Genomic DNA, 20,720 nt, shown 5'->3' on the forward strand with positions numbered 1-20,720 from the left:
ATCAGACAGCGCCCTTGAACCCGTGCTGACGCCAGGCCTCGTACGTCACGAGGGCGGCAGCGTTGGACAGGTTGAGGGACCGGCGTCCGGGCAGCATCGGGATACGCAGGCGCTCGGTGACGTGTTCGTCCGCCAATACTTCTTCGGACAGTCCGGTGGGTTCGGGCCCGAACAGCAGGACGTCGCCGGGTTGGTAGGCGATATCGGCATACGACGTGGTCGCGTGCGCGGTGAAGGCGAACACGCGAGCGGGGGTGACGGCTTCCCAGGCAGCGGTCAGGTTTTCGTGGACCGTGACAGTCGCCAGGTCGTGGTAGTCCAAGCCTGCGCGCTTGAGCTTCGGCTCCGACAAGTCGAACCCGAGAGGGCCGACCAGGTGGAGTTCGCAACCGGTGCCTGCGACCATGCGGATCGCGTTTCCGGTGTTGGGTGGGATGCGGGGCTCGTGGAACATCACTCGGAACACTCGAGGAACTGTACCGGGCGGCATATCGGTGCCCGCGTCTGCGAGAAGAGCGGTGGAGAAGTGTGGGCGAATTGGTAACAAACCGGCCAGTCCGTGCGAACCTATTTCCGGCACTCTTCTCAGAACGGACATTTCATGAACCCTCCCGCCGGTTGGAACCCCGACCCCTTCGACCCCACGATCGACCGTTACTGGGACGGTCAGCAGTGGACCGCGCAGACACGGCCCAAGGGCGTCGACGCACCCACTCAGGCTTTCGGCACTCCCACGCAGGTCTTCGGCGCACCCGGATCGGCGGTGCCGGACACTAACGCCGAGGAAGGCAAGACGCGGCGTAAGTGGCCGTGGATCGCCGGCGTGGCAGTCGTGGGGCTGGTTGCCATCGCCGCGGCGACGGGAGCGGGCAAGTCGGAAGAATCGACGACGCCTGCTGCGACCTCTTCGACGACAGCTGCAGCGACGACAACCAAGAGCACTGTCCCGTCGACGACGAAGACCACGACTTCGTCCCTCTTGCCGACGACGACAACGATCGTGCCGCCACCGACGACAACCACCGTGGCAATCGTGCCGCTGGTGCCTCAGGTACCGGAGACCACGACAACGCCGTACGTTCCGCCCGCTCCGGCCTACACACCGCCGAAGACAACAGAACCGGCGTACGTTCCGCCGCCGGCCAAGGTGCCTGACGCGGGGGTGTATTACGCCAACTGTGCAGCCGTGCGAGCGGCCGGTGCTGCCCCGATCTACCGCGGCGATCCCGGCTATTCGTCCAAGCTTGATCGTGACGGTGACGGCGTGGCCTGCGAGACCTAGGCGATCGAACCGGTGTCGGTGCGGCGGGGCAGTATGGACGGCATGCTCCCCGAAGAATCCGACGATGTCGTCGGCGAAGATTATTCAGACGCGCGGCTGGCCGGGCAGAAGTGGCGTCAGCGCACTTTCACCAATTGCAATTTCCGAGATGCCGATCTCACGGGACTCACGACGGAGTCGGTGGTGTTCACGGACTGTGATTTCACCGGCACCGATCTGGGGGAGTCCGTGCACACGGGAACTGCGTTTCGCTCGTGCAATTTTGCTCGGACCAGCCTGTGGCACAGCACGTTCCGAAACTGCAGTCTGCTCGGGTCGACGTTCGACGGTTGCCGCATCCGGCCGTTGACGCTCGACGAAGTCGACTTCTCGTTGACCTCACTCGGTGGGGCGGACCTGAGGAAGATCGACTTCACCTCATGCCGATTCCGTGAAGCGAACCTGGTTCGGGCCGACATGCGGGGCGCGGTGCTGGCGTCGGCGGATCTGTCCGGTGCTCGTACGGGTGGACTCAAACTCGAAGGTGCAGATCTGCGCGGTGCGCGGATCGATCCGAGCCTGTGGACGTCCGCGTCCGTCGGAAACGCGCAGATCGAGTTGATGCAGGCGGTGGCGTACGCGTCGGCGCACGGTCTTGTCGTCGACATGAAGTAGCAGCGCCTAGCTCTCCAAGCGTTCCTCGAGGCGCACCGTCACCAGCTCGCCGGTCTCCTTGCCGATGGCTTTGCGCAGATCGGCTTTGACCGGCAGCTTGTGGTTACCGTCTCCCAACGCCATGAACGAACTCTGGAACGGATGTCCGTCGATCGTCCCGCGTACCTTGACCAGGCCGCGGGTGCCGAAGAACTCGGCGGACTCCGGCCAGATCACATAAGTCCACCCGCCCTTGGCGTCGCTCTTCTGCAGGGTGGCCGTGAATTCCTTGTCCAGCAACATGATGTCGGTCCTTTCGAACTCGTCCCAGTCGATCAGCGGATGAATTCCCGTGCGAGCAGATCCATCAGCAGTCCGTCCTTCCACACACCATGGCGATCTCGCGAATACTCGCGCATCACCCCGACGTCTTTGAACCCCACCGATCGGTAGCACGCGATGGCGACGGAGTTGTCGACCTCCGGGTCGATGACCAGACGGTGGAATGCGAGGTCGTCGATCAGGTGGGCACACAGCACGCGAATCGATTCGCGACCGAACCCTCGGCCGTGGAAGTCGGGATCGAGGAACAAGTCGAGCCCGGCGTGGCGGAAGTCGGGGTTGTCCTCCGCCTCATACCACTGGATGAAGCCGATCAGGTGGTCGCCGTGGAAGATGCTGTAGCGCGTGGTGCCAGCCTCCGGCGCTGCAGGCCAGTCGTCGTCGGGATTTTGCCACCAGTGCACGACGTCCGGGTGCAGGTGAATTGCCCGCAGACGGGCGTGATGATCGGGCGCGACGGGGGAGAGGAGCACCCTCGGGCCGCGTAGTTCCGGAGCCGTTGTCACTCATCGACCCTAACCTGGAACAATGGTCGCCGTGACTGCAACGATCCTCGACGGCAAAGCTACCCGCGACGAAATCTTCGAAGACCTGAAGGTGCGGGTGAGCGCTCTGAAGGCAGAGGGCATCACACCCGGCTTGGGCACCATCCTGGTGGGCGACGACCCCGGATCCGCGGCTTACGTGCGCGGCAAGCACAACGACTGCGCCAAGGTCGGTATCAATTCTTTGCGACGCGACCTGCCTGCCGACATCACGCAGGAGCAGCTCAACGCGACGATCGACGAGCTCAATGCCAATCCCGAGTGCACCGGCTACATCGTGCAGTTGCCGCTTCCCAAGCACCTTGACGAGAACGCAGCCCTCGAGCGCATCGACCCCGACAAGGACGCCGACGGCTTGCACCCGGTCAACCTCGGTCGACTGGTGTTGGGCAAGGAAGCCCCGCTGCCGTGCACCCCGCGTGGAATCCTGCATCTCCTGCGCCGCTACGAGGTCCCTATTGCAGGCGCACACGTGGTGGTAGTCGGACGAGGCGTCACAGTCGGTCGCCCGATCGGATTGCTGCTGACGCGTCGTAGCGAGAACGCGACGGTCACGCTCTGCCACACCGGTACCCGCGATCTCGCGGCCGAGGTTCGCCGCGCCGACATCATCGTCGCTGCCGCCGGCGTTCCCGGCCTCATCACCGCAGACATGGTCAAGCCCGGGGCAGCGGTCCTCGACGTCGGCGTCAGTCGCACCGACGACGGCCTGCGCGGCGACGTCGCAGCCGACGTCAACGAGGTCGCCGGCTTCGTCTCACCCAACCCCGGTGGTGTCGGACCGCTGACCCGCGCGTTCCTGATCACCAACGTGGTCGAGCGCGCCGAGCGGGTTCTGGCCGGAGTCTGAGTCCGATGTCCTCACTGGTCGGCCTCGCGAAGAAGAATCTGCCCATGCTCGCGGTCCTCGCCGTGATCGCGGCGGCCGTGGTTCTCGTGCTGGCCGACCGGTGGCGCCGCGGCGCCCTCGTCTTCGGTGTTGCCGTCATCATCGGAGCTGCCGCTCGGTGGTTCGTTCCCGAGAACCGTGTGGGGTTGCTCGCGGTGCGTGGAAGGGTCTTCGACACTGCGGCGATGGGCGTTATGGGTGTGCTGATCGCGACGCTCGCCCTGACCATCGATCCGCTCGGTACCGACTGAGAAGGTCAGTCCCCGTAGAACGAGCGGATGTTGATGTCGCTCAAGGGGATCCACTCCGGTGACTGAGTGGATGCCGACTTCTTTCCGGCCTTGTCCGGTGCACTTCGCAGCGTCACTGCGAGGACCGGTTCCTCGTCGATTCGCCCGGCCAGGGCGTAGATTGCGGCGAGATGGTGAACGCACGGCGAGCGTCGACCTGAGCAGTCGCAGCTGGCAGTGCACTCCGAAAGATCAACGGCTACTGCGATATTTCGAGCCTGCAGTTCGGTGACGATGCTGTCCGGCAGTTCGCCGGTGGAGACGGATCTGTTCGCCTTTCCAGCCGAACGGAGAAGGCTCTTCACTGCAGCGATTTCGGATTTGGTCCAGAGCGGGACACCAATCGTCACTGACGAAGTTTTTGCCTTGGTGCTCACTTCGGCTACGACGGTCCCCGACGAGACGACGGTGAACTCCACGGAACCGTTGCGTGCGAGGGTGCGAGCTGTCGGCAGGGACGGGTTCGGACCGGACGCCGCGGTCCGCTCCACCGTGCGCAGCCACGCTCGACCCCAAGCGGTGACGCCGAATTCGTTGGCCATCAGATGATCACCGCGCCGTCGAGTTCGAGAAGTTCACGCAGTTCGGTGTCGGGGAGATCGGCCAGCGCGGCCTCGACGTTCCCGGAGACAGCATCGGCCACAGCTCGTTTGGACTCGTGCATCGCTGCTATGTGATCCTCGACGGTACCGCCCGTCACCAAGGTGTGGACGTTGACGGTGCGTTTCTGGCCGATGCGGTGTGCCCGGTCGGTTGCTTGATCCTCGACGGCTGGGTTCCACCACCGGTCGTAGTGCACGACATGACTTGCGCGCGTGAGGTTGAGGCCGAAGCCGGCGGCGCGCAAGCTCAGAATCAGAACCGGTGGTGAATCCGTCTCGTTCTGGAACGCGTCGACCATCGCGTCTCGTTTGTCGGTGTTCAGGCCGCCGTGGAGGAAAGGCACGGCACCGATACCCAGTTCGGCTCCCAGGTGTCGCGAGAGCATCTCGCCCATCGTCCGGTACTGCGTGAATATCAGCGCGCGATCGCCGTCGTCGACGATCTCAGCGATCATTTCCGTTGCGCGGTCGAGCTTTCCGGATCTTCCGTAGAGGCCGTCCGAATCGCCGGTGACCTGCGCGGGGTGATTGCATACCTGCTTGAGGGTGGTCAGAAGGGCAAGAATGTTGCCGCGCCGGGCAATTCCCGTGCCCAATCCGGAGTCGAAAGCATCGGCAACTGCCGACCGGTAGATGCGCGCCTGTTCCGACGTCAGAGTGCACGAGACCGTGGAGAACTGCTTGGGCGGAAGATCCTTGGCCACTGTGTCTTTGGTTCTGCGCAGAATGAAGGGGTCGATGACCGCGGCAAGCCTGGTCGCCGCGGTGGCCGATCGACCGGATTCGATCGGGACGGCAAAGCGTTGACGAAACCGTGCGCGAGTTCCGAGGACGTCGGGATTTGCGACGCGAAAGAGTGACCACAATTCTTCGAGGCGGTTCTCCACCGGCGTGCCGGTCATCGCTACCTTGACGTCCGCCGACAACTGCATTGCTGCTTTCGCGGCGAGGGAAGCGGGGTTCTTGATCTGTTGCGCCTCGTCGAAGACCACTGAACTCCAATGGACCGGGGCCAATTGGGCTGCGTCGGAACGCAAGACGCTGTAGCTGGTCAGAACCGTAGTACCGGCGAGGATACGAGTGGGAAGTGCACGGGCGGCCCCGTGATGAACGTGCAGTGGCAGATGCGGAGCGAATCGCTCGATCTCGCGGCGCCAGTTTCCTATCACCGAGGTGGGACACACAACCAGATGCGGACCGTCGTCGGCGCGGATCGCGATCATCGAAATCGCTTGCAGTGTCTTACCCAAACCCATCTCGTCGGCCAAGATCCCACCGCCCGAACCCGACAGAGCCGTCAGCCAGGCAACTCCGTGCATTTGATACGGGCGCAGAGTCGCCTGAATCTTTGCTCGGCGAAGACTCTCGATGGCCGCGCGCGCTTCCGTGAACAACCGCACCGTGGACGCGGCGCTTCGGATCTTCGTGTCGTCGCGCTCGATCGCGGCATGCGCTGCGGTCGGAATGTCATGTGCGCCGGTGTCGATGACGCGCTTCCATGCGAGCAGCGACGATCCGAGGTCGCCGCGACCAGCATCGAGGTTGTGGAAGGCGTCGATCGCGGTGGTGAGGTCGAGCAGTTGCGCTCCGACGTCGGTTGCTGTGATCGACTCTTCGACCGGGATCGCAAGCCTGCACACGCCCGGCGACCCGGTCGGCATCCCCAGTGCCGACAGCCGCGCCGCCGGGTCTGCGTCACCCCAGAACGCGAAGGACATGTGCTCGGGAATGTACGTAGCCTGCAGGCGCGTCGAGCATGGCTGATTCACGTTCGCCGATGCTAGCCGCGCCGGCTCACGTTCGCCAATGAGAATGTCGAGAAAACCTGCAGATCAGCTGTGGTTTTCCCGACATTGACGGATCCTGAAATTGTGCCTCTGTGCCGGATCAGCGGGCCGTGCGTGCGAACTCCATCGTTCGGCGAAGCAGTCCGGCGACAGCGTCCGCCTCCGTCAGGAAGCCGTCATGGCCGTCCTTGGACTTGAGAATCTCGAGGCCGCTGCACGTGGAAATTCCGTCGGCGATCTCCTCCTGCAAGCGAAGGGGATACAGCCGATCCGAGTCGACGCCGCCCACCACGACCGGTGCCGTGATCGATGCCAACGCCGCCGCAACACCGCCGCGTCCACGACCGATGTCGTGCCGGTTCATGGCCTCGGTCAGGAGGACGTACGTGCTCGGGTCGAAGCGGTCGACCAGCTTGTCAGCCTGATGTTCCAGGTAACTTTGTACGGCGTATCGTCCACCGTTCCAAGGATTTTCGTCGTTCTGAGCGGAGTTCTCGAAGCGTGCGTCCAGTTCGGACTCGGTGCGGTACGTGAGGTGCGCGATGCGACGGGCGATGCCGAGTCCGGCGCGAGGTGCCCGCCCCGTTCCGTGGTAGTCACCGCCCTGCCAATCCGGATCGGAGACGATGGCAGCGATCTGCGTCGTCTGGGTGCCGATCTGATCTGCAGTGGCCCGTGAACCGGTTGCGAGAACCAACGCGGAGCGAATGCTGTCCGGGTAGGTAACTGCCCATTCGAGTGTGCGCATGCCGCCCATGGATCCTCCGACTACCGAGGCCAACTGGTCGATCCCGAGGAGATCGACGAGCTTCTTCTCCGCCGCGATCTGATCCCGGATGGAGATCTCCGGGAACCTGCTGCCCCACGGCTTGCCGTCGTCGGCCGGCGAACTGGGACCGGTCGTGCCGCGACAACCACCGAGGACATTGGTTGCGATGACGCACCATTCGCCGGTGTCGATCGGTTCGCCGGGGCCGACCATCCCGTTCCACCAGCCGGGGGAGGGCTGATTCGCGGAGATCGGTCCGGTGACGTGTGAGTCTCCGGTCAGTGCGTGCTCGACGAGTACGACGTTGTCGCGGTTCGGGGAAAGCTCACCCCACCGCTGAACGGCGAGCGAAACCGATGGGAGCACCGCGCCGCTTTCGAGTTCCAGGGCACCGATGTCGACGAACCCCACCTGGCCGTCGGGTGGGGGCAGGAGGTCGATCCTGGGCTCCAATTCGTTCACGGTCACGAGTTTGCCACCGCTGCCAGGCCGACGGTGAGATCGGCGAGGATGTCGTCGATTCCTTCGATGCCGACCGCGAGGCGGACGAGCCCGGGTGTGACACCGGAGGCGAGCTGCTCTTCGGGGGTGAGCTGCGAGTGTGTCGTCGACGCGGGGTGGATGACGAGTGAGCGAACGTCACCGATGTTGGCGACGTGGCTGTGCAGCGTCAGGGCGTTGACGAACGTCTTGCCCGCATCGATACCGCCGGGCAGCTCGAAGGTGACGATGGCGCCGGTTCCCTTGGGCGTCAGCTGCTTTCCACGTTCGAACCATGGCGAGGAGGGAAGTCCCGCGTAGGAAACGGAGGCCACCTCGACGTGGCCGTCGAGGAATTCGGCGACCTTCTGTGCATTGGATACGTGGCGCTCGATGCGCAGGCTCAAGGTTTCGATACCCTGCGCGATGAGGAACGCGTTGAACGGCGCCACGGCGGAACCGAGATCGCGCAGCAGTTGGACGCGGGCCTTGAGTGCGAACGCCGGCGCGCCGAGGTCCGCGAAGGTGACGCCGTGGTAGCTGGGATCAGGCGTCGTGAAGTTCGTGTGGCGACCTTGCGTCCAGTCGAAAGTGCCACCGTCGACGATGACGCCGGCGATCGCGGTGCCGTGTCCACCAAGGTATTTGGTGGCGGAGTGAACGACGATGTCGGCGCCGTGTTCGAGTGGGCGAAGCAGGTACGGCGTCGCGACTGTGTTGTCCACGATCAACGGAAGACCGTTCTCGTGGGCCAGTGACGAGATACCGGGTAGGTCGAGGATGTGGTTCTTCGGATTGGCGATCGTTTCGCCGTAGAACGCCTTCGTATTCGGGCGAATGGCTTCGCGCCACTGCTCGAGATTGTCGGGATCCTCGACGAACGTGACTTCGATACCCAGCTTGCGAAGGGTGTAGTGCAGGAGGTTGTACGTGCCGCCGTACAGGTACGGGCTGGAGACGATGTGATCGCCGGCCTCGGCGATGTTGAGGATCGCGATGGTCTCGGCGGCCTGACCCGAGGAGAGGAGGAGTGCGGCGACTCCGCCTTCGAGGGCAGCGATGCGCTGCTCGACGGCGTCCTGTGTGGGATTCATGATCCGCGTGTAGATGTTGCCCGGCTCGGCGAGGCCGAACAGTGCAGCAGCGTGATCGGTGCTGTCGAAGACGTAGCTGGTGGTCTGGTAGATCGGCAGAGCGCGCGCATTTGTGGCGGTGTCCGCTGTTTGTCCGGCGTGCACCTGCTTGGTCTCGAACGACCAGTTCGCGGTCGGATCCGAAGTTGCTGCGGCGTCGGCTGTGTTGTCGGTCATGATCTGTTCACTCCAGTGGTCTGACGGATAGATGTCGGACGGGGGCGAATGATCGCCGCCCCGTGCTGGGGTCTATCTACAAGTGCGACACATACTGAAATACCTCCGTGGGGCTCGGCCCGGTCTGGGGTCCGTCCCTGTCGGACCCGCGCTTGTCACCCGAATTGCGGTGGAACTGCGCGAGCAGATCCACGTCGGGAAACCTGGTCATCACCCGGGGCACCCCACCGCGGTTGGAGGGTTGCCGTCCAGCGAGCCGGGGCTTGACGCTGGCACTCATGACCAAGTCGGATTCTACCGGGAAGTGAGCGCAGTCCTGACACGGGGCGAAATGTGAGCCGCAACCGCACGCGAGGCAGAGCGACGCAGCCCACTAGCAGGCAAAAGTTACTCGCGAGTAGAGACCGATGAGTGGACCTGCCGGTTGCGGCCTCACGGGTTAGCAGTACGCTTGTCTTGTTTGGGACTCATCTCCCGAGATCAGTCCACACCGTCTAGGTTTGATAATCGAACCGTTCGCGGACCCACTCACAAAGTGTGACCGCAACCGTGTAACCAGGGAAACTTCCTAGGAGGACGCGAAGCACCCATGTCCAAAATCAAGGTTGAGGGCACCGTCGTCGAACTCGACGGCGATGAGATGACGCGCATTATCTGGCAGTTCATCAAAGACAAGTTGATCCATCCGTATCTCGATGTGAACCTCGAGTACTACGACCTCGGTATCGAGTACCGCGACGAGACCGACGACCAGGTCACCATCGACGCAGCGCACGCGATCCAGAAGCACGGCGTCGGCGTCAAATGCGCCACGATCACGCCGGACGAGGCACGTGTCGAGGAATTCGGTCTCAAGAAGATGTGGCGTTCCCCGAACGGAACGATCCGCAACATTCTCGGCGGCACGATCTTCCGCGCACCGATCATCATCTCCAACGTTCCGCGACTCGTTCCGGGCTGGACCAAGCCGATCATCATCGGCCGTCACGCATTCGGCGACCAGTACCGCGCCACAGACTTCAAGGTCCCCGGCCCCGGCAAGGTGATGATCACCTACACGCCTGAGGACGGCAGCGCACCGATCGAGCACGAACTGGTCAACTTCCCCGAAGAGGGCGGCGTCGTCCAGGGGCAGTACAACTTCACCACGTCCATCCGTGACTTCGCTCGCGCGTCGCTCACCTACGGACTGCAGCAGAACTACCCGGTGTACCTGTCCACCAAGAACACCATTCTCAAGGCGTACGACGGTGCCTTCAAGGACATCTTCCAGCACGTCTACGAGACCGAGTTCAAGGCTGAGTTCGATGCTGCAGGTCTGACCTACGAGCACCGCCTCATCGACGACATGGTCGCTTCCGCACTCAAGTGGGAGGGCGGATACGTCTGGGCATGCAAGAACTACGACGGCGACGTCCAGTCCGACACCGTGGCCCAGGGCTTCGGCTCGCTCGGCCTCATGACGTCGGTTCTGCTGACACCGGACGGAAAGACCTGTGAGGCAGAGGCTGCTCACGGCACCGTGACGCGTCACTACCGTCAGCACCAGCAGGGCAAGCCCACCTCGACCAACCCGATCGCGTCCATCTTCGCGTGGACCCGCGGGCTCGAGCATCGTGGCAAGCTCGACAGCACCCCTGAGGTCATCGGCTTCGCGCAGGCGCTCGAAGACGTTGTCATCAAGACCGTCGAAAGCGGCCAGATGACCAAGGACCTCTCGATGCTGGTCGGCGGCGATCAGGGCTACCTCACCACCGAGGAGTTCCTCGGCGCGCTCGACGTGAACCTGCAGAAGGCCATGGCCGCGAAGTAGATTCACCGCTTCACCTGTCAAATGGGACGTCTGGGAAACCGGGCGTCCCATTTGTGTTCGCGGTCTCACGTGAGTGAACTCACCCGCTCTCACTTAGAAGTTCAACCAGATGTGAGACCACAATTGATCAGTGACTTCGTCTACCCTCTCCCGTTCTGACACCTCGACACCCGGGGTTCGTTCCGCCAGAGGTCCGGCGATGCTCGCTCTCGCTCTCGGCGGTTTCGGTATCGGCACAACCGAGTTCGTCGCAATGGGATTGCTCCCGGAGATGGCATCCGGACTCGGCGTCTCGGAACCCGTCGCGGGTCACGTGATCTCGGCGTACGCGCTCGGGGTTGTCGTCGGCGCTCCGCTGATCGCTGCACTCACCGCACGAGTACCGCGCCGCACCCTGTTGATCGCACTCATGGTCGCGTTCACCGTCGGCAATGCCGCCTCGGTTTTCGCGCCCTCGTACACGACGCTGATGATGGCCCGCTTCGTCGCCGGATTGCCGCACGGCGCCTACTTCGGAGTCGCCGCATTGGTCGCAGCTCACCTGGCCGAACCGGGAAAACGCGCGAAGGCCGTCGCGATGGTGATGATGGGTCTTTCCGTGGCCAACGTGATCGGTGTGCCGGTCGCGGCCTGGATCGGCCAGGCACTCGGCTGGCGCAGTGCCTTCGCCTTGGTCGCCGTGATCGGGGTGGCAACGGTTGCTTCGCTGTTCGTCTGGATTCCGCGTTTGGACGGCATGCCGGTGACGAATCCGATCACCGAACTCGGGGCACTGGGCCGCGTTCAGGTGTGGATGACCCTGATCGTGGGCATGGTCGGATTCGGCGGGATGTTTGCCGTCTACACCTACATCAGTACGACTCTCACCGACGTGTCCGGGCTTGGCGCTTCGTTCATTCCCCTCGCACTCATGCTGTACGGACTGGGCATGGTGGCCGGCAACTTCGTCGGTGGATACCTCGCGGATCGCGCACTGATGAAGGGCTTGTTCCTGTCGATGGGATCCCTCGTGGTCATCCTCGCGATCTTCGTTATCGCCGTGCGCAATCCGTACACGGCGCTCGTCTTCGTCTTCCTCATCGGGCTCGCCGGGTCGTCGATGGTGCCTGGCCTCCAGACACGGTTGATGGATGTCGCCGAGGATGCTCAGACCTTGGCCGCGTCTCTCAATCACGCCGCACTCAACATCGCCAACGCCTTCGGAGCGTGGATCGGCGGCGTCGTCATCGCAGCCGGTTACGGGTACACCGCGCCCGCAGCGGTGGGGTCGTTGCTGGCCGTCGCTGGTCTCGTCGTGCTGGCGGTAGCGGTGATTCTGCAGCGTAGGGCCGCGCGCTGACCTGGGCGCCCATCCGCGTCGGTGGAATCGGCTACGGTGCTTGCCGTGCCACAAACTGCTGACTCCCACATTCTTGCGCCCCACACCATCACGTCCGTGAACGTCAACGGCGTTCGAGCAGCGGCCCGTAAGGGCATGCTCGACTGGCTGGAGAAGACGTCGGCGGATTTCATCTGCCTTCAGGAAACGCGTGCGTCGGACGACCAGCTTCGCGAGACTCTCGAGCCGGCACTCGGCAAAGGATGGTTCCTGGTCTCCGCCGAGCCGTCCGCGAAGGGACGCAACGGAGTCGCGGTGCTCTCACGCACGGAACCTGACGCGGTGCGGATCGGTCACGGGGACGACGAGTTTCTCGACGCCGGTCGATACATCGAAGCCGACTTCGCCGATCTGACCGTCGCGAGCCTGTACTTGCCCTCAGGTGAGGCGCTCACGCCGAAGCAGGAGGAGAAGGAGCGGTTCATGGCATCCTTCGCAGTTCACCTCGCCTCCACCGCTGCAGCGGCCGAGGCTGCCGATCGTCACGTGGTGGTCAGCGGCGATTGGAACATCGCGCACACCGAACTCGACCTCAAGAACTGGAAGACCAACAAGAAGTCCTCGGGATTCCTCCCCGAGGAGCGCGCCTGGATGGATCTGCTGTTCGCCGAAGATTCCGCGTGGGTGGACGTCTTCCGCACCCTCCATCCGGGTGTCGACGGCCCGTACTCGTGGTGGTCGTACCGCGGAAAGGCATTCGACAACGATTCGGGTTGGCGTATCGACTACCAGGTTGCCACTCGCGGATACGCCGAGCGGGCCAAGGTCGCGCTCGTGGAACGCGCTGAGTCCTACGACCTCCGTTGGTCGGATCATGCGCCTGTCACCGTCTCGTACCGATAGAGACGCGTATGTCTGAAGGTCTGAAAATGCCGAGCGCAAAGACGCGCAACGCCATCATCACCGTCGTGGTGGCGGTGGTTGCGCTCGTGCTGGCGGTCACCCTTTCTTCACGTGACTCCGACAGTTCGGCGTCGTCGGGTACGAAGTCCTCGAGCGTTCAGTCCTCGAGTGCTCAAGCCAAGCCTGGCGCCACCACCAAGGCTGCGCCGTCGAGTTCCGCGCCGTCGAGTTCCGCGTCCTCGAGTTCCGCTGCCAAGCCAACGCAGCAGACAAGCACCGATGCGCCGGCGCGAGTGCTCGCCACGCTGGCGGAGATCGACGCCGGACGGTGGCCGGACTCCGCCAATGCGCCGGGCACCAAGGGCGGCATCACCTTCCGCAACAGCGAAGGACGTCTACCCGCTGTCGGTGCCGGTGGCGGACGTGTCGTCTATCAGGAATGGGACGTGAACCCGAAGAAGAACGGCCAAGGACGCGACGCCGAGCGAATCGTCACCGGCAACGACGGTTCGGCGTGGTACACCCTCGATCACTACGACACGTTTGTGAGGATTCGCTGATGTCCGACTCGTCTACGGTCAGCGTGGCGCAGTGGCTGGATCCGTATTCGGATGTGGCTTCGGTGGCGCTGCAGAGCGACCCGGCCGTTGCAGATGATCTTGCACGTCAACTCCGTGCCGAGAATTTTGTCGTTCGGGTGGTTCGCGGAGAGAACATGCGGACAACGGCGCAGGTCTTCGACGAGTTTGCGGCAGCCTTCCAGTTTCCGTCCCACTTCGGGCGAAACAAAGACGCTTTCGACGATGTCATGCGCGATCTCGACGACGTCCTCGGACTCGGCGCCGGATATGTAGTTGTGGTCCGAGGCGCGGGTTCTCTACTGTCCGAGCAACAGGATCAGTTGGAGTGGTTCTGCGAAACGATGGACTTCTACGCCGAAGAATGGGAACCCGTCGTTTTCCGGACCGTCTACCAGTTCGGTGCGGAGGACCTCACCGCCCACGGTGAAGACCTCGTCGAACTCGACTACCCGGGCACCACGCCACTGCACTGATTTCCACTCGTGAAAAGATCGGAACCATGTCGACCCCTGCAGAACAGAAGCCCACCGCAAAGCCTCGCGTGCTTTCCGGAATCCAGCCGACGTCGGATTCTTTCCACCTCGGCAATTACCTGGGTGCGCTGCAGCAGTGGGTTCCGTTGCAGGACGATTTCGACGCTTTCTACTTCATTCCGGATCTTCACGCCATCACGGTGACGCAGGACCCGAAGGAATTGCGTCGTCGCACCAAGGTTGCGGTCGCTCAGCTCCTTGCGGTGGGGATCGATCCGGATCGGGCGACGCTGTTCGTGCAGAGTCAGGTTCCCGAGCACGCACAGTTGGCGTGGGTCCTGAACTGCATCACCGGTTTCGGTGAAGCCAGCCGTATGACGCAGTTCAAGGACAAGTCCGCCAAGCAAGGCAGCGACAACGCCAGTGTCGGCTTGTTCACGTATCCGGTTCTGATGGCCGCGGACATCCTTCTGTACCGCCCGCAGCGAGTCCCCGTGGGTGAGGATCAGCGTCAGCACCTCGAACTCGCACGCGATCTGGCCGGCCGGTTCAACACCCGCTACGGCAAGGCGTTCGTCGTTCCCGAGCCGCAGATCATCAAGGGCACGGCAAAGATCTACGACCTGCAGGATCCAACCGCGAAGATGAGCAAGTCCGCTGCCAGTGCGGCCGGACTGATCAATCTGCTCGACGATCCGAAGGTGTCGGCGAAGAAGATCAAGTCGGCCGTCACCGACAACGAGCGCGAGATTCGTTTCGACCCGCAGGCCAAGCCGGGCGTCAGCAACCTGCTCACCATTCAGTCGGCTCTCTCGGGAGTACCGATCGAGACTCTGGTGGCCGGTTACGAGGGCAAGGGGTACGGCGACCTCAAGACCGATACCGCTGACGTGCTGACCGAGTTCGTCACCCCACTCAAGGCGAAGGTCGACGGTTACCTTGCCGACGAGGCAGAGCTGGATCGCATCATCGCGGCCGGAGCGCACCGCGCCCGTGAGGTGTCTTCACGCACTCTCGCCGCTGTCTATGACAAGGTCGGATTCCTGGCACCGAAGGGCTGACTTACGCGAATTCGGACTCACGACGCCTGACCGAACATGAGGGGGACGGCAATGGCTGACACGGACGACGACGCACCGAGCTTTCTCGAGAAGCAACGGGCAGCGCGACCCTGGCTCGATCATCTGGTTCGCGCGGCCGGACGGTTTCAAGAGCAAAAAGGCGACTATTACGCTGCTGGTATCACGTACTTCAGCGTTCTCGCGTTGATTCCGATCATGATGGTCGCGTTTGCAGTGGCCGGTTTCGTATTGGCCGGGCATCCCGAGTACCTGGAGTCGATTCAGGAGCAGATCACCAAGAGCATTCCGGGCAGCTTGGGTGACACCATCAACACGCTGATCGATTCGGCCATCGACTCGCGCGCGAGCGTCGGAATCTTCGGCCTCCTGGGTGCTGCGTACGCGGGTCTCGGTTGGATGGCAAATGTTCGCGACGCGCTGACGGCGATGTGGGAGAGCAAGCGCGAGCCCAAGGGGTTCGTACGTACCAAACTCGGTGACGCAGGGGCCCTCGTCGGTCTGGCTCTCGCCATGGTCGTCTCACTGGGAATGTCGGCGCTGAGCAGTGGGCCGGTTGCGACTCAGATCGTGAAATGGCTCAACCTCGAGAACATCACCGGTGTCGGCGTGGGGCTCAGAGTTGTTTCACTGTTGCTCTCACTCCTGGCGACGTGGGCGGTGTTCCTGTGGGTGATCGCCCGGCTGCCGCGCGAGCCTGTCACGCTGCGTAGCGCTGCGCAGGCAGCGGTTATCGCCGCGATTGTGTTCGAGATCTTCAAGCAGGTGGGTGCGATCTACCTCGCTGCCGTCACCAATGGACCAGCGGGCGTGGCATTCGGTCCGATCATCGGTTTGCTCGTGTTCGTGTTCACGGCGTCACGGATGCTGCTGTTCTGCACGGCGTGGGCGGCGACGACCAAGGAAAGTATGGCCCTGGCGTTCGTTCCGCCGCCGGATCCCGCCGTGATCTCGCCGCGAATCGTTGTCAGTGACGGTGCTTCACCGTCTCGCGTGGCTGCGCTGATCGCCACGGGTGCGGTTGCCGGCCTGGGTCTTTCGGGCTTCATGCGTCGTCGGCCGCGCTAGCGCCTCCGACGGTTGAGGGCAACGGCTCCCGCCACCAGCGCGATCACCACTACTCCACCGACAGCACCGATGAGGATGCGGTCAGTGGTGTCGGATTCGGCGTCGGTAGCGGTGGGTGCTGCCGAGATCGAGCCTGGTGCAGCGGCAGACGGTGTGCGAGTGACATCGGGACTGGAATCGTCGGTGGATCGGTCCGTCAACGAGCCGACGGTTGTGCTCGCGGGGAGTGCATATCCGTAGTCGAGTAGACGGGCAGCCTGCTCCCACGGACGGATCGGCTTGGCTTCGCCGCCCATCAATGTCACCAGTAGTTTCCGGCCGTTACGCTCCGCGCCACCCACATACGTGTGGCGGGCGTCGTCGGTGAAGCCGGTCTTGCCGCCCAATGCGCCGTCGTAGTTGTAGAGCAGCTGATTGTCGTTGGCGAGAGTGAATCCGGGGCGGTCCTGATCGTCGGGAATGGTCGGATCCTTGGGGAAGCCGGGAAATTCGACGGTCTCGGTATGGATCAGACCGGCAAACGTCGGATTCTGCAGGGCGGTATGGAAAATCACGGCCAGGTCGTACGGCGAGCTGCTCATCCCCGGGCCGTCGAGTCCGGATGGAGTTGCCGTGCGAGTGTCGAGGGCGCCGAGTTCGGCCGCGAGCGCGTTCATTTTGGACACGGCTGCAGCGTCACCGCCGAGTTGGCGGGCAAGAGCATGCGCGGCATCGTTTCCCGACGCCATGACCAGACCCTGCATCAGTTGCCGGTTGGTGTACTTGCCGCCCTTGCCGATGCCGACAGCGCTACCTTCAGCGTCCGCGTCTTCGGCCGTTGCGGTGATTTCGGTGTCGAGATCGAGTTCGTCGAGCGCGACGAGAGCCAAGAGCATCTTGATGGTGCTGGCCGGTCGGTAGCGACCGTGCGGATCTTTCGCGGCGAGGACCTCACCGGTTTCGGCGTCCGCGAGTACCCATCCGGATGCCGCGATATCCGCCGGGAGCGGGGGAGCGCCGTCAGGGAGTACAACACCGCACTCGCCGAGCTTGTCTCCACCGACAGGGCTTTCCGGAATCGGGACAGCAGTCGGGGCCGTAGATCCGGGCGCGGGTGCTTCGGAGAGATCGATCGCCGGTGCCGGGCTACTCGTGAAAGGGCAGCTGTCGGTGTTGGGTGTTGTGAACGGCGCTTCGGTGGTGGTGGGCGGCGGCGGGGCCGGTTGGGCGCCGGCCACTCCCGAGGTCCCTACGACACCGGTAAACGCAATGCTCCCTGAGAGCACTGTTCCGGCTACTGCCACTGCACACTTTCGACGCCACATCATCGATATACGAGGGTATGCGAACGTGAGGGAACGTCCGAATCGCCACGCAAGCAGAGGGATCGAAAACAGGCGATTCGGTTTGTACATCGGTCATAGTGGACGATCGCCGCTGATGAGTTCCCCGACCACGCAGAGTCTGTAACAGTGGGGTAGTCGGCTACTCGAATGGCGCACACGCACTGACGACAGGGGATCGGTATGGGCAAGATCGTGGTGACAGAATTCGTGTCCTTGGACATGGTGATGGAAGCTCCCGGTGGCGAACCGGGTTATGCGCACACTGGATGGGTATTTCCGTACCAGGAGGGCGATCAGATGAAGTTCAAACTCGACGAAACCCTCGCCGCGGACGTCCTTCTACTCGGGCGGCGGACCTACGAGAGCTTCGCCGGTGCCTGGCCTGAGCGCGAAGACGACCAAGGCTTTGCGGACAAGATGAACGAGATGCCCAAGTACGTCGTCACGAGTTCGACCGAACCGCTCGAATGGAACAACTCGACGGCACTCGACGGTCCCATCGAGGAAGCCGTTCCGAAGCTGAAGGAGCAGATCGACGGCGAAATCCTGGTCGCGGGAAGTCGGACGCTCGTCCACGCGTTGTTGCTGGCCGGTCTGGTCGACGAGCTTCGTCTGATGGTCTTCCCGGTCATTCTCGGGTCCGGCGGGAGAGTGTTCCCCGAATCGGCCGACAAGATCGTCCTCGAGTTGAAGGACGATCGTCGGTACGAATCTGGAGTTCAGGTACTGACGTACCACCCCACGGTCACGTAGACCTCTCGAAAACATCTGTGGCCGAGACTCTTCGAGAGTCTCGGCCACAGATGTCTTGCCGGCTAACTGTTCTCGGGGAAGCCGAGGTTGATGCCGCCGTGGCTGGGGTCGAGCCAGCGACTGGTGACGGCTTTACCTCGCGTGAAGAAATGAACACCTTCTGTCCCGTGAGCGTGGGTGTCACCGAAGAGGCTGTTCTTCCAGCCGCCGAAGCTGTAGTAGGCCATGGGAACCGGTATGGGGACGTTGATGCCGATCATGCCGACCTCCACCTCGTTCTGGAAGCGTCGGGCAGCGCCGCCGTCGTTGGTGAAGATGGCGGTGCCGTTTCCGTACGGGTTGTTGTTGATCAGTTCGAGGGCTTGGTCGTAGGTATCGACACGCACGACGGAGAGGACAGGCCCGAAGATTTCGTCGGTGTAGATCGACATGTCGGTGGTGACGTGGTCGATGAGGGTGGGCCCGAGCCAGAAGCCGTCCGGTCCACCATCGGCCTGAACTGTGCGTCCGTCGACCACGATCGTGGCACCGTCCTTCTCCCCGGCATCGACATAGGACGCGACCTTGTCGCGATGGGCCTTGGTGACGAGCGGACCCATGTCGGAGTTCTTGGTGCCGTCACCGGTGACGAGGGGAGTGGTGCGTTCGACGATCTTGGCAACAAGTTCGTCGGCGATGTCGCCGACTGCGACCAGGGCGGAGATCGCCATGCATCGTTCGCCCGCGGAGCCGAATCCCGCGTTGACCATTGCGTCGGCGGCGAGGTCGAGGTCGGCGTCCGGCAGAACGATGGCGTGGTTCTTGGCGCCGCCGAGTGCTTGCACGCGTTTGCCGTTGGCGGTGCCGGTGGCATAGACGTACTGGGCGATGGGGGTGGATCCGACAAACGAAATCGCTTTGACTGCTTTGTTTTCCAGAAGTTCGTCGACGGCGAGCTTGTCACCTTGGAGGACGTTGAAGACGCCGGGGGGCAGACCGGCTTCGGCCCAGAGTTCGGCGAGCCAGATCGCCGCGGTGGGGTCCTTCTCCGAGGGCTTGAGAATCACGGTGTTCCCGGCGGCGATGGCGACCGGGAAGAACCACATGGGGACCATCGCGGGAAAGTTGAAGGGCGAGATGATGCCGACGGGGCCGAGGGGTTGGCGGATGGAGTAGACGTCGACCTTGGTCGATGCATTCTCGGTGTATCCGCCCTTGAGGAGATGCGGTATTCCGCAAGCGAATTCGACAACTTCTTGTCCGCGGCTGATTTCGCCGAGGGCGTCGGAGAGAACCTTGCCGTGCTCTGCTGTGATGATCTCGGCGAGTTCACCTTTGCGAGCGTTGAGGAGTTCGCGGAAGCTGAACAGTACCTGTGTGCGCCGGGCCAGTGAGGTGTCACGCCAGGCGGGGAAGGCCGCCGCAGCAGCGTCGATGACGGTGCGAGCGTCCTCGAGGTTCGCCAGGGCCAGTCGGCCGGTGATCTGTCCGGTGGCGGGGTTGGTGACGGGGGCGGTGTTCTCGGATGTTCCGGCGAACGACTTGCCGTCCAACCAGTGCGCGATGACACGAGTATCAGTGCTGGTCATGGTATTTCCTAGTGGTCTGGTGGCTCAGGAGTTCGGGGAGGTGTACTTGGCGACATAGTCGTTCATCGTCTCGCGCTGGTACCGGGAAACCTCGTGTGCGTTTTCGTTCTCGGCGAAGACGCTCGACACCATCACGGTGTTGTCACGATCGTAGAAGCCGAGTTTGCCGAGGCCGCCGAAGAATTCGTCCCAGTTGACGTCTCCGTCACCGATTTTGAGATGCTGATGCACTCGAACGGCATTGCCTGGCGGGTTGGTGATGTAGCGCAGTCCGTGGGAACGGTGATGATCCATGGTGTCCGCCACGTGAACGAGTCGGACCATGTCGCCGGCGGCCTCCATGATGGCGGGAAGGTCCCCACCCATGTGGAATTGGTGGCACGCCACGATCACCATGCCGAGGTTCTTGGAGTTCACACCACGGATCGTGCGGATCGCGGCTAGTCCGTCTTCGACAAAATCGTCCGGGTGGGGGTCGATCAGGACGTCGATTCCCTCGCGTTCGATGATCGGAACCAGTTCCTCCATCGAACGATAGAACGCACGCTCGGACTCTTCGGCCTTTTCGGGGCGGCCGGAGAATTCGGTGTTCATGACGTTGACACCGAGATCGACCGTGATCTGGATGGCCCGCTTCCAGTAACGCACGGCTGCTTCGCGGGCGTCCTCGTCCGGGCCGGACCAGCGAAGGACCGGGAGTACCGACGCGATTCCGACTCCAGCACTCGCGCAAGCTTTCCGAAATTTGGCGACGAGCGCGTCGTCGGCTTTCGGGTGATTGAAGAACGGGATCATGTCGACGTGCGGTGTGAGCTGCAGGTACTCGTACCCGAGATCGGCAACAACCTGAGGAAGCTCGAGTAGTGAGTAATCGTGATGGAAAGGTGTGGGGTCGAGTGCGACCTTCATC

The 20,720-nt window shown here is 63.0% G+C and carries 22 protein-coding genes and 1 riboswitch; of the genes, 12 read left to right on the forward strand and 10 right to left on the reverse strand.

Translation table 11 applies throughout. From position 1 onward, the window contains the following. Position 1: 1 nt before the first annotated feature. Positions 2 to 466 (reverse strand): tRNA (cytidine(34)-2'-O)-methyltransferase, encoded by a 465-nt coding sequence (locus ACYP01_RS06680; RefSeq protein ID WP_007727408.1) that lies wholly within the window; start codon positions 464 to 466, stop codon positions 2 to 4. A 135-nt stretch (positions 467 to 601) separates the two neighbouring features. Here ACYP01_RS06680 and ACYP01_RS06685 point away from each other — a divergent pair, with 135 nt between their 5' ends. Beyond that, on the forward strand, positions 602 to 1,282 hold the full coding sequence (locus tag ACYP01_RS06685) for an excalibur calcium-binding domain-containing protein (protein ID WP_459679053.1): 681 nt from the start codon (positions 602 to 604) through the stop codon (positions 1,280 to 1,282). Between the two features lie 33 nt (positions 1,283 to 1,315). Further along, positions 1,316 to 1,936 (forward strand): pentapeptide repeat-containing protein, encoded by a 621-nt coding sequence (locus ACYP01_RS06690; RefSeq protein WP_003940770.1) that lies wholly within the window; start codon positions 1,316 to 1,318, stop codon positions 1,934 to 1,936. Between the two features lie 6 nt (positions 1,937 to 1,942). Here the strand turns inward: ACYP01_RS06690 and ACYP01_RS06695 are convergent, their stop codons facing one another. Both ACYP01_RS06695 and ACYP01_RS06700 read right to left on the reverse strand, forming a co-directional pair. Beyond that, positions 1,943 to 2,218 (reverse strand): DUF1905 domain-containing protein, encoded by a 276-nt coding sequence (locus ACYP01_RS06695; RefSeq protein ID WP_007727403.1) that lies wholly within the window; start codon positions 2,216 to 2,218, stop codon positions 1,943 to 1,945. Positions 2,219 to 2,250: 32 nt separating this feature from the next. Next, the gene (locus tag ACYP01_RS06700) at positions 2,251 to 2,763 is read right to left on the reverse strand and encodes a GNAT family N-acetyltransferase (protein WP_063836256.1); all 513 of its coding nucleotides are present in this window, start codon (positions 2,761 to 2,763) and stop codon (positions 2,251 to 2,253) included. A 31-nt stretch (positions 2,764 to 2,794) separates the two neighbouring features. Between ACYP01_RS06700 and ACYP01_RS06705 the strand changes: the two genes are divergently transcribed. Continuing rightward, positions 2,795 to 3,652, forward strand: coding sequence for a bifunctional methylenetetrahydrofolate dehydrogenase/methenyltetrahydrofolate cyclohydrolase (locus ACYP01_RS06705; RefSeq protein WP_007727401.1), 858 nt, complete (start codon positions 2,795 to 2,797; stop codon positions 3,650 to 3,652). 5 nt (positions 3,653 to 3,657) lie between these two features. Then, positions 3,658 to 3,942 (forward strand): DUF3017 domain-containing protein, encoded by a 285-nt coding sequence (locus tag ACYP01_RS06710; protein WP_003940740.1) that lies wholly within the window; start codon positions 3,658 to 3,660, stop codon positions 3,940 to 3,942. A gap of 5 nt (positions 3,943 to 3,947) precedes the next feature. Here the strand turns inward: ACYP01_RS06710 and ACYP01_RS06715 are convergent, their stop codons facing one another. From ACYP01_RS06715 to ACYP01_RS06730, 4 genes are all read right to left on the reverse strand, one after another. After that, positions 3,948 to 4,523 carry a hypothetical protein gene (locus ACYP01_RS06715; protein WP_204855634.1) on the reverse strand — a complete coding sequence of 192 codons (576 nt, stop codon included), beginning with the start codon at positions 4,521 to 4,523 and terminating at the stop codon, positions 3,948 to 3,950. After that, positions 4,523 to 6,301, reverse strand: a complete 1,779-nt coding sequence (locus tag ACYP01_RS06720; RefSeq protein ID WP_399551586.1) for a DEAD/DEAH box helicase — start codon at positions 6,299 to 6,301, stop codon at positions 4,523 to 4,525. The genes ACYP01_RS06715 and ACYP01_RS06720 overlap by 1 nt, the downstream gene beginning before the upstream one ends. Before the next feature lie 169 nt (positions 6,302 to 6,470). Continuing rightward, positions 6,471 to 7,607, reverse strand: coding sequence for a homoserine O-acetyltransferase MetX (metX, locus tag ACYP01_RS06725; protein ID WP_003940997.1), 1,137 nt, complete (start codon positions 7,605 to 7,607; stop codon positions 6,471 to 6,473). Continuing rightward, on the reverse strand, positions 7,604 to 8,929 hold the full coding sequence (locus ACYP01_RS06730; RefSeq protein ID WP_007727392.1) for a bifunctional o-acetylhomoserine/o-acetylserine sulfhydrylase: 1,326 nt from the start codon (positions 8,927 to 8,929) through the stop codon (positions 7,604 to 7,606). The genes metX and ACYP01_RS06730 overlap by 4 nt, the downstream gene beginning before the upstream one ends. A 143-nt stretch (positions 8,930 to 9,072) precedes the next feature. Next, positions 9,073 to 9,213: riboswitch (SAM riboswitch) on the reverse strand. Between the two features lie 305 nt (positions 9,214 to 9,518). Between ACYP01_RS06730 and ACYP01_RS06735 the strand changes: the two genes are divergently transcribed. From ACYP01_RS06735 to yhjD, 7 genes are all read left to right on the forward strand, one after another. Beyond that, entirely contained in the window at positions 9,519 to 10,742 is a 1,224-nt protein-coding gene (locus ACYP01_RS06735) for an NADP-dependent isocitrate dehydrogenase (RefSeq protein WP_003940772.1), read from the forward strand. A gap of 130 nt (positions 10,743 to 10,872) precedes the next feature. Further along, on the forward strand, positions 10,873 to 12,081 hold the full coding sequence (locus ACYP01_RS06740; RefSeq protein ID WP_373938154.1) for an MFS transporter: 1,209 nt from the start codon (positions 10,873 to 10,875) through the stop codon (positions 12,079 to 12,081). Positions 12,082 to 12,117: 36 nt separating this feature from the next. Further along, positions 12,118 to 12,963: an exodeoxyribonuclease III gene (locus ACYP01_RS06745; RefSeq protein ID WP_081305328.1), complete on the forward strand. Its 846-nt coding sequence runs from the start codon at positions 12,118 to 12,120 to the stop codon at positions 12,961 to 12,963. A gap of 26 nt (positions 12,964 to 12,989) precedes the next feature. Then, on the forward strand, positions 12,990 to 13,523 hold the full coding sequence (locus tag ACYP01_RS06750; protein WP_054831377.1) for a guanyl-specific ribonuclease: 534 nt from the start codon (positions 12,990 to 12,992) through the stop codon (positions 13,521 to 13,523). Further along, the gene (locus tag ACYP01_RS06755; RefSeq protein ID WP_459679061.1) at positions 13,523 to 14,017 is read left to right on the forward strand and encodes a barstar family protein; all 495 of its coding nucleotides are present in this window, start codon (positions 13,523 to 13,525) and stop codon (positions 14,015 to 14,017) included. The genes ACYP01_RS06750 and ACYP01_RS06755 overlap by 1 nt, the downstream gene beginning before the upstream one ends. Before the next feature lie 26 nt (positions 14,018 to 14,043). Beyond that, positions 14,044 to 15,078: a tryptophan--tRNA ligase gene (trpS, locus tag ACYP01_RS06760; RefSeq protein WP_003941025.1), complete on the forward strand. Its 1,035-nt coding sequence runs from the start codon at positions 14,044 to 14,046 to the stop codon at positions 15,076 to 15,078. Between the two features lie 51 nt (positions 15,079 to 15,129). After that, positions 15,130 to 16,164: an inner membrane protein YhjD gene (yhjD, locus tag ACYP01_RS06765; protein WP_007727380.1), complete on the forward strand. Its 1,035-nt coding sequence runs from the start codon at positions 15,130 to 15,132 to the stop codon at positions 16,162 to 16,164. Here the strand turns inward: yhjD and ACYP01_RS06770 are convergent. Next, the gene (locus ACYP01_RS06770; protein WP_039972818.1) at positions 16,161 to 17,471 is read right to left on the reverse strand and encodes a D-alanyl-D-alanine carboxypeptidase family protein; all 1,311 of its coding nucleotides are present in this window, start codon (positions 17,469 to 17,471) and stop codon (positions 16,161 to 16,163) included. The two genes, yhjD and ACYP01_RS06770, sit on opposite strands and share 4 nt — an antisense overlap. 198 nt (positions 17,472 to 17,669) lie before the next feature. On the opposite strand from ACYP01_RS06770, the gene ACYP01_RS06775 reads away from it, so the two are divergent. Then, positions 17,670 to 18,242, forward strand: coding sequence for a dihydrofolate reductase family protein (locus tag ACYP01_RS06775; RefSeq protein ID WP_007727376.1), 573 nt, complete (start codon positions 17,670 to 17,672; stop codon positions 18,240 to 18,242). Positions 18,243 to 18,304: 62 nt separating this feature from the next. On the opposite strand, the gene ACYP01_RS06780 is transcribed toward ACYP01_RS06775, so the two are convergent. Then, on the reverse strand, positions 18,305 to 19,810 hold the full coding sequence (locus tag ACYP01_RS06780) for a CoA-acylating methylmalonate-semialdehyde dehydrogenase (RefSeq protein WP_459679066.1): 1,506 nt from the start codon (positions 19,808 to 19,810) through the stop codon (positions 18,305 to 18,307). A gap of 24 nt (positions 19,811 to 19,834) precedes the next feature. Further along, a complete protein-coding gene (locus tag ACYP01_RS06785) occupies positions 19,835 to 20,719 on the reverse strand; it encodes a sugar phosphate isomerase/epimerase family protein (RefSeq protein WP_314675556.1) in 885 nt (294 codons plus the stop codon). Position 20,720 lies beyond the last annotated feature (1 nt).

Source organism: Rhodococcus sp. no. 34, from assembly GCF_054589475.1.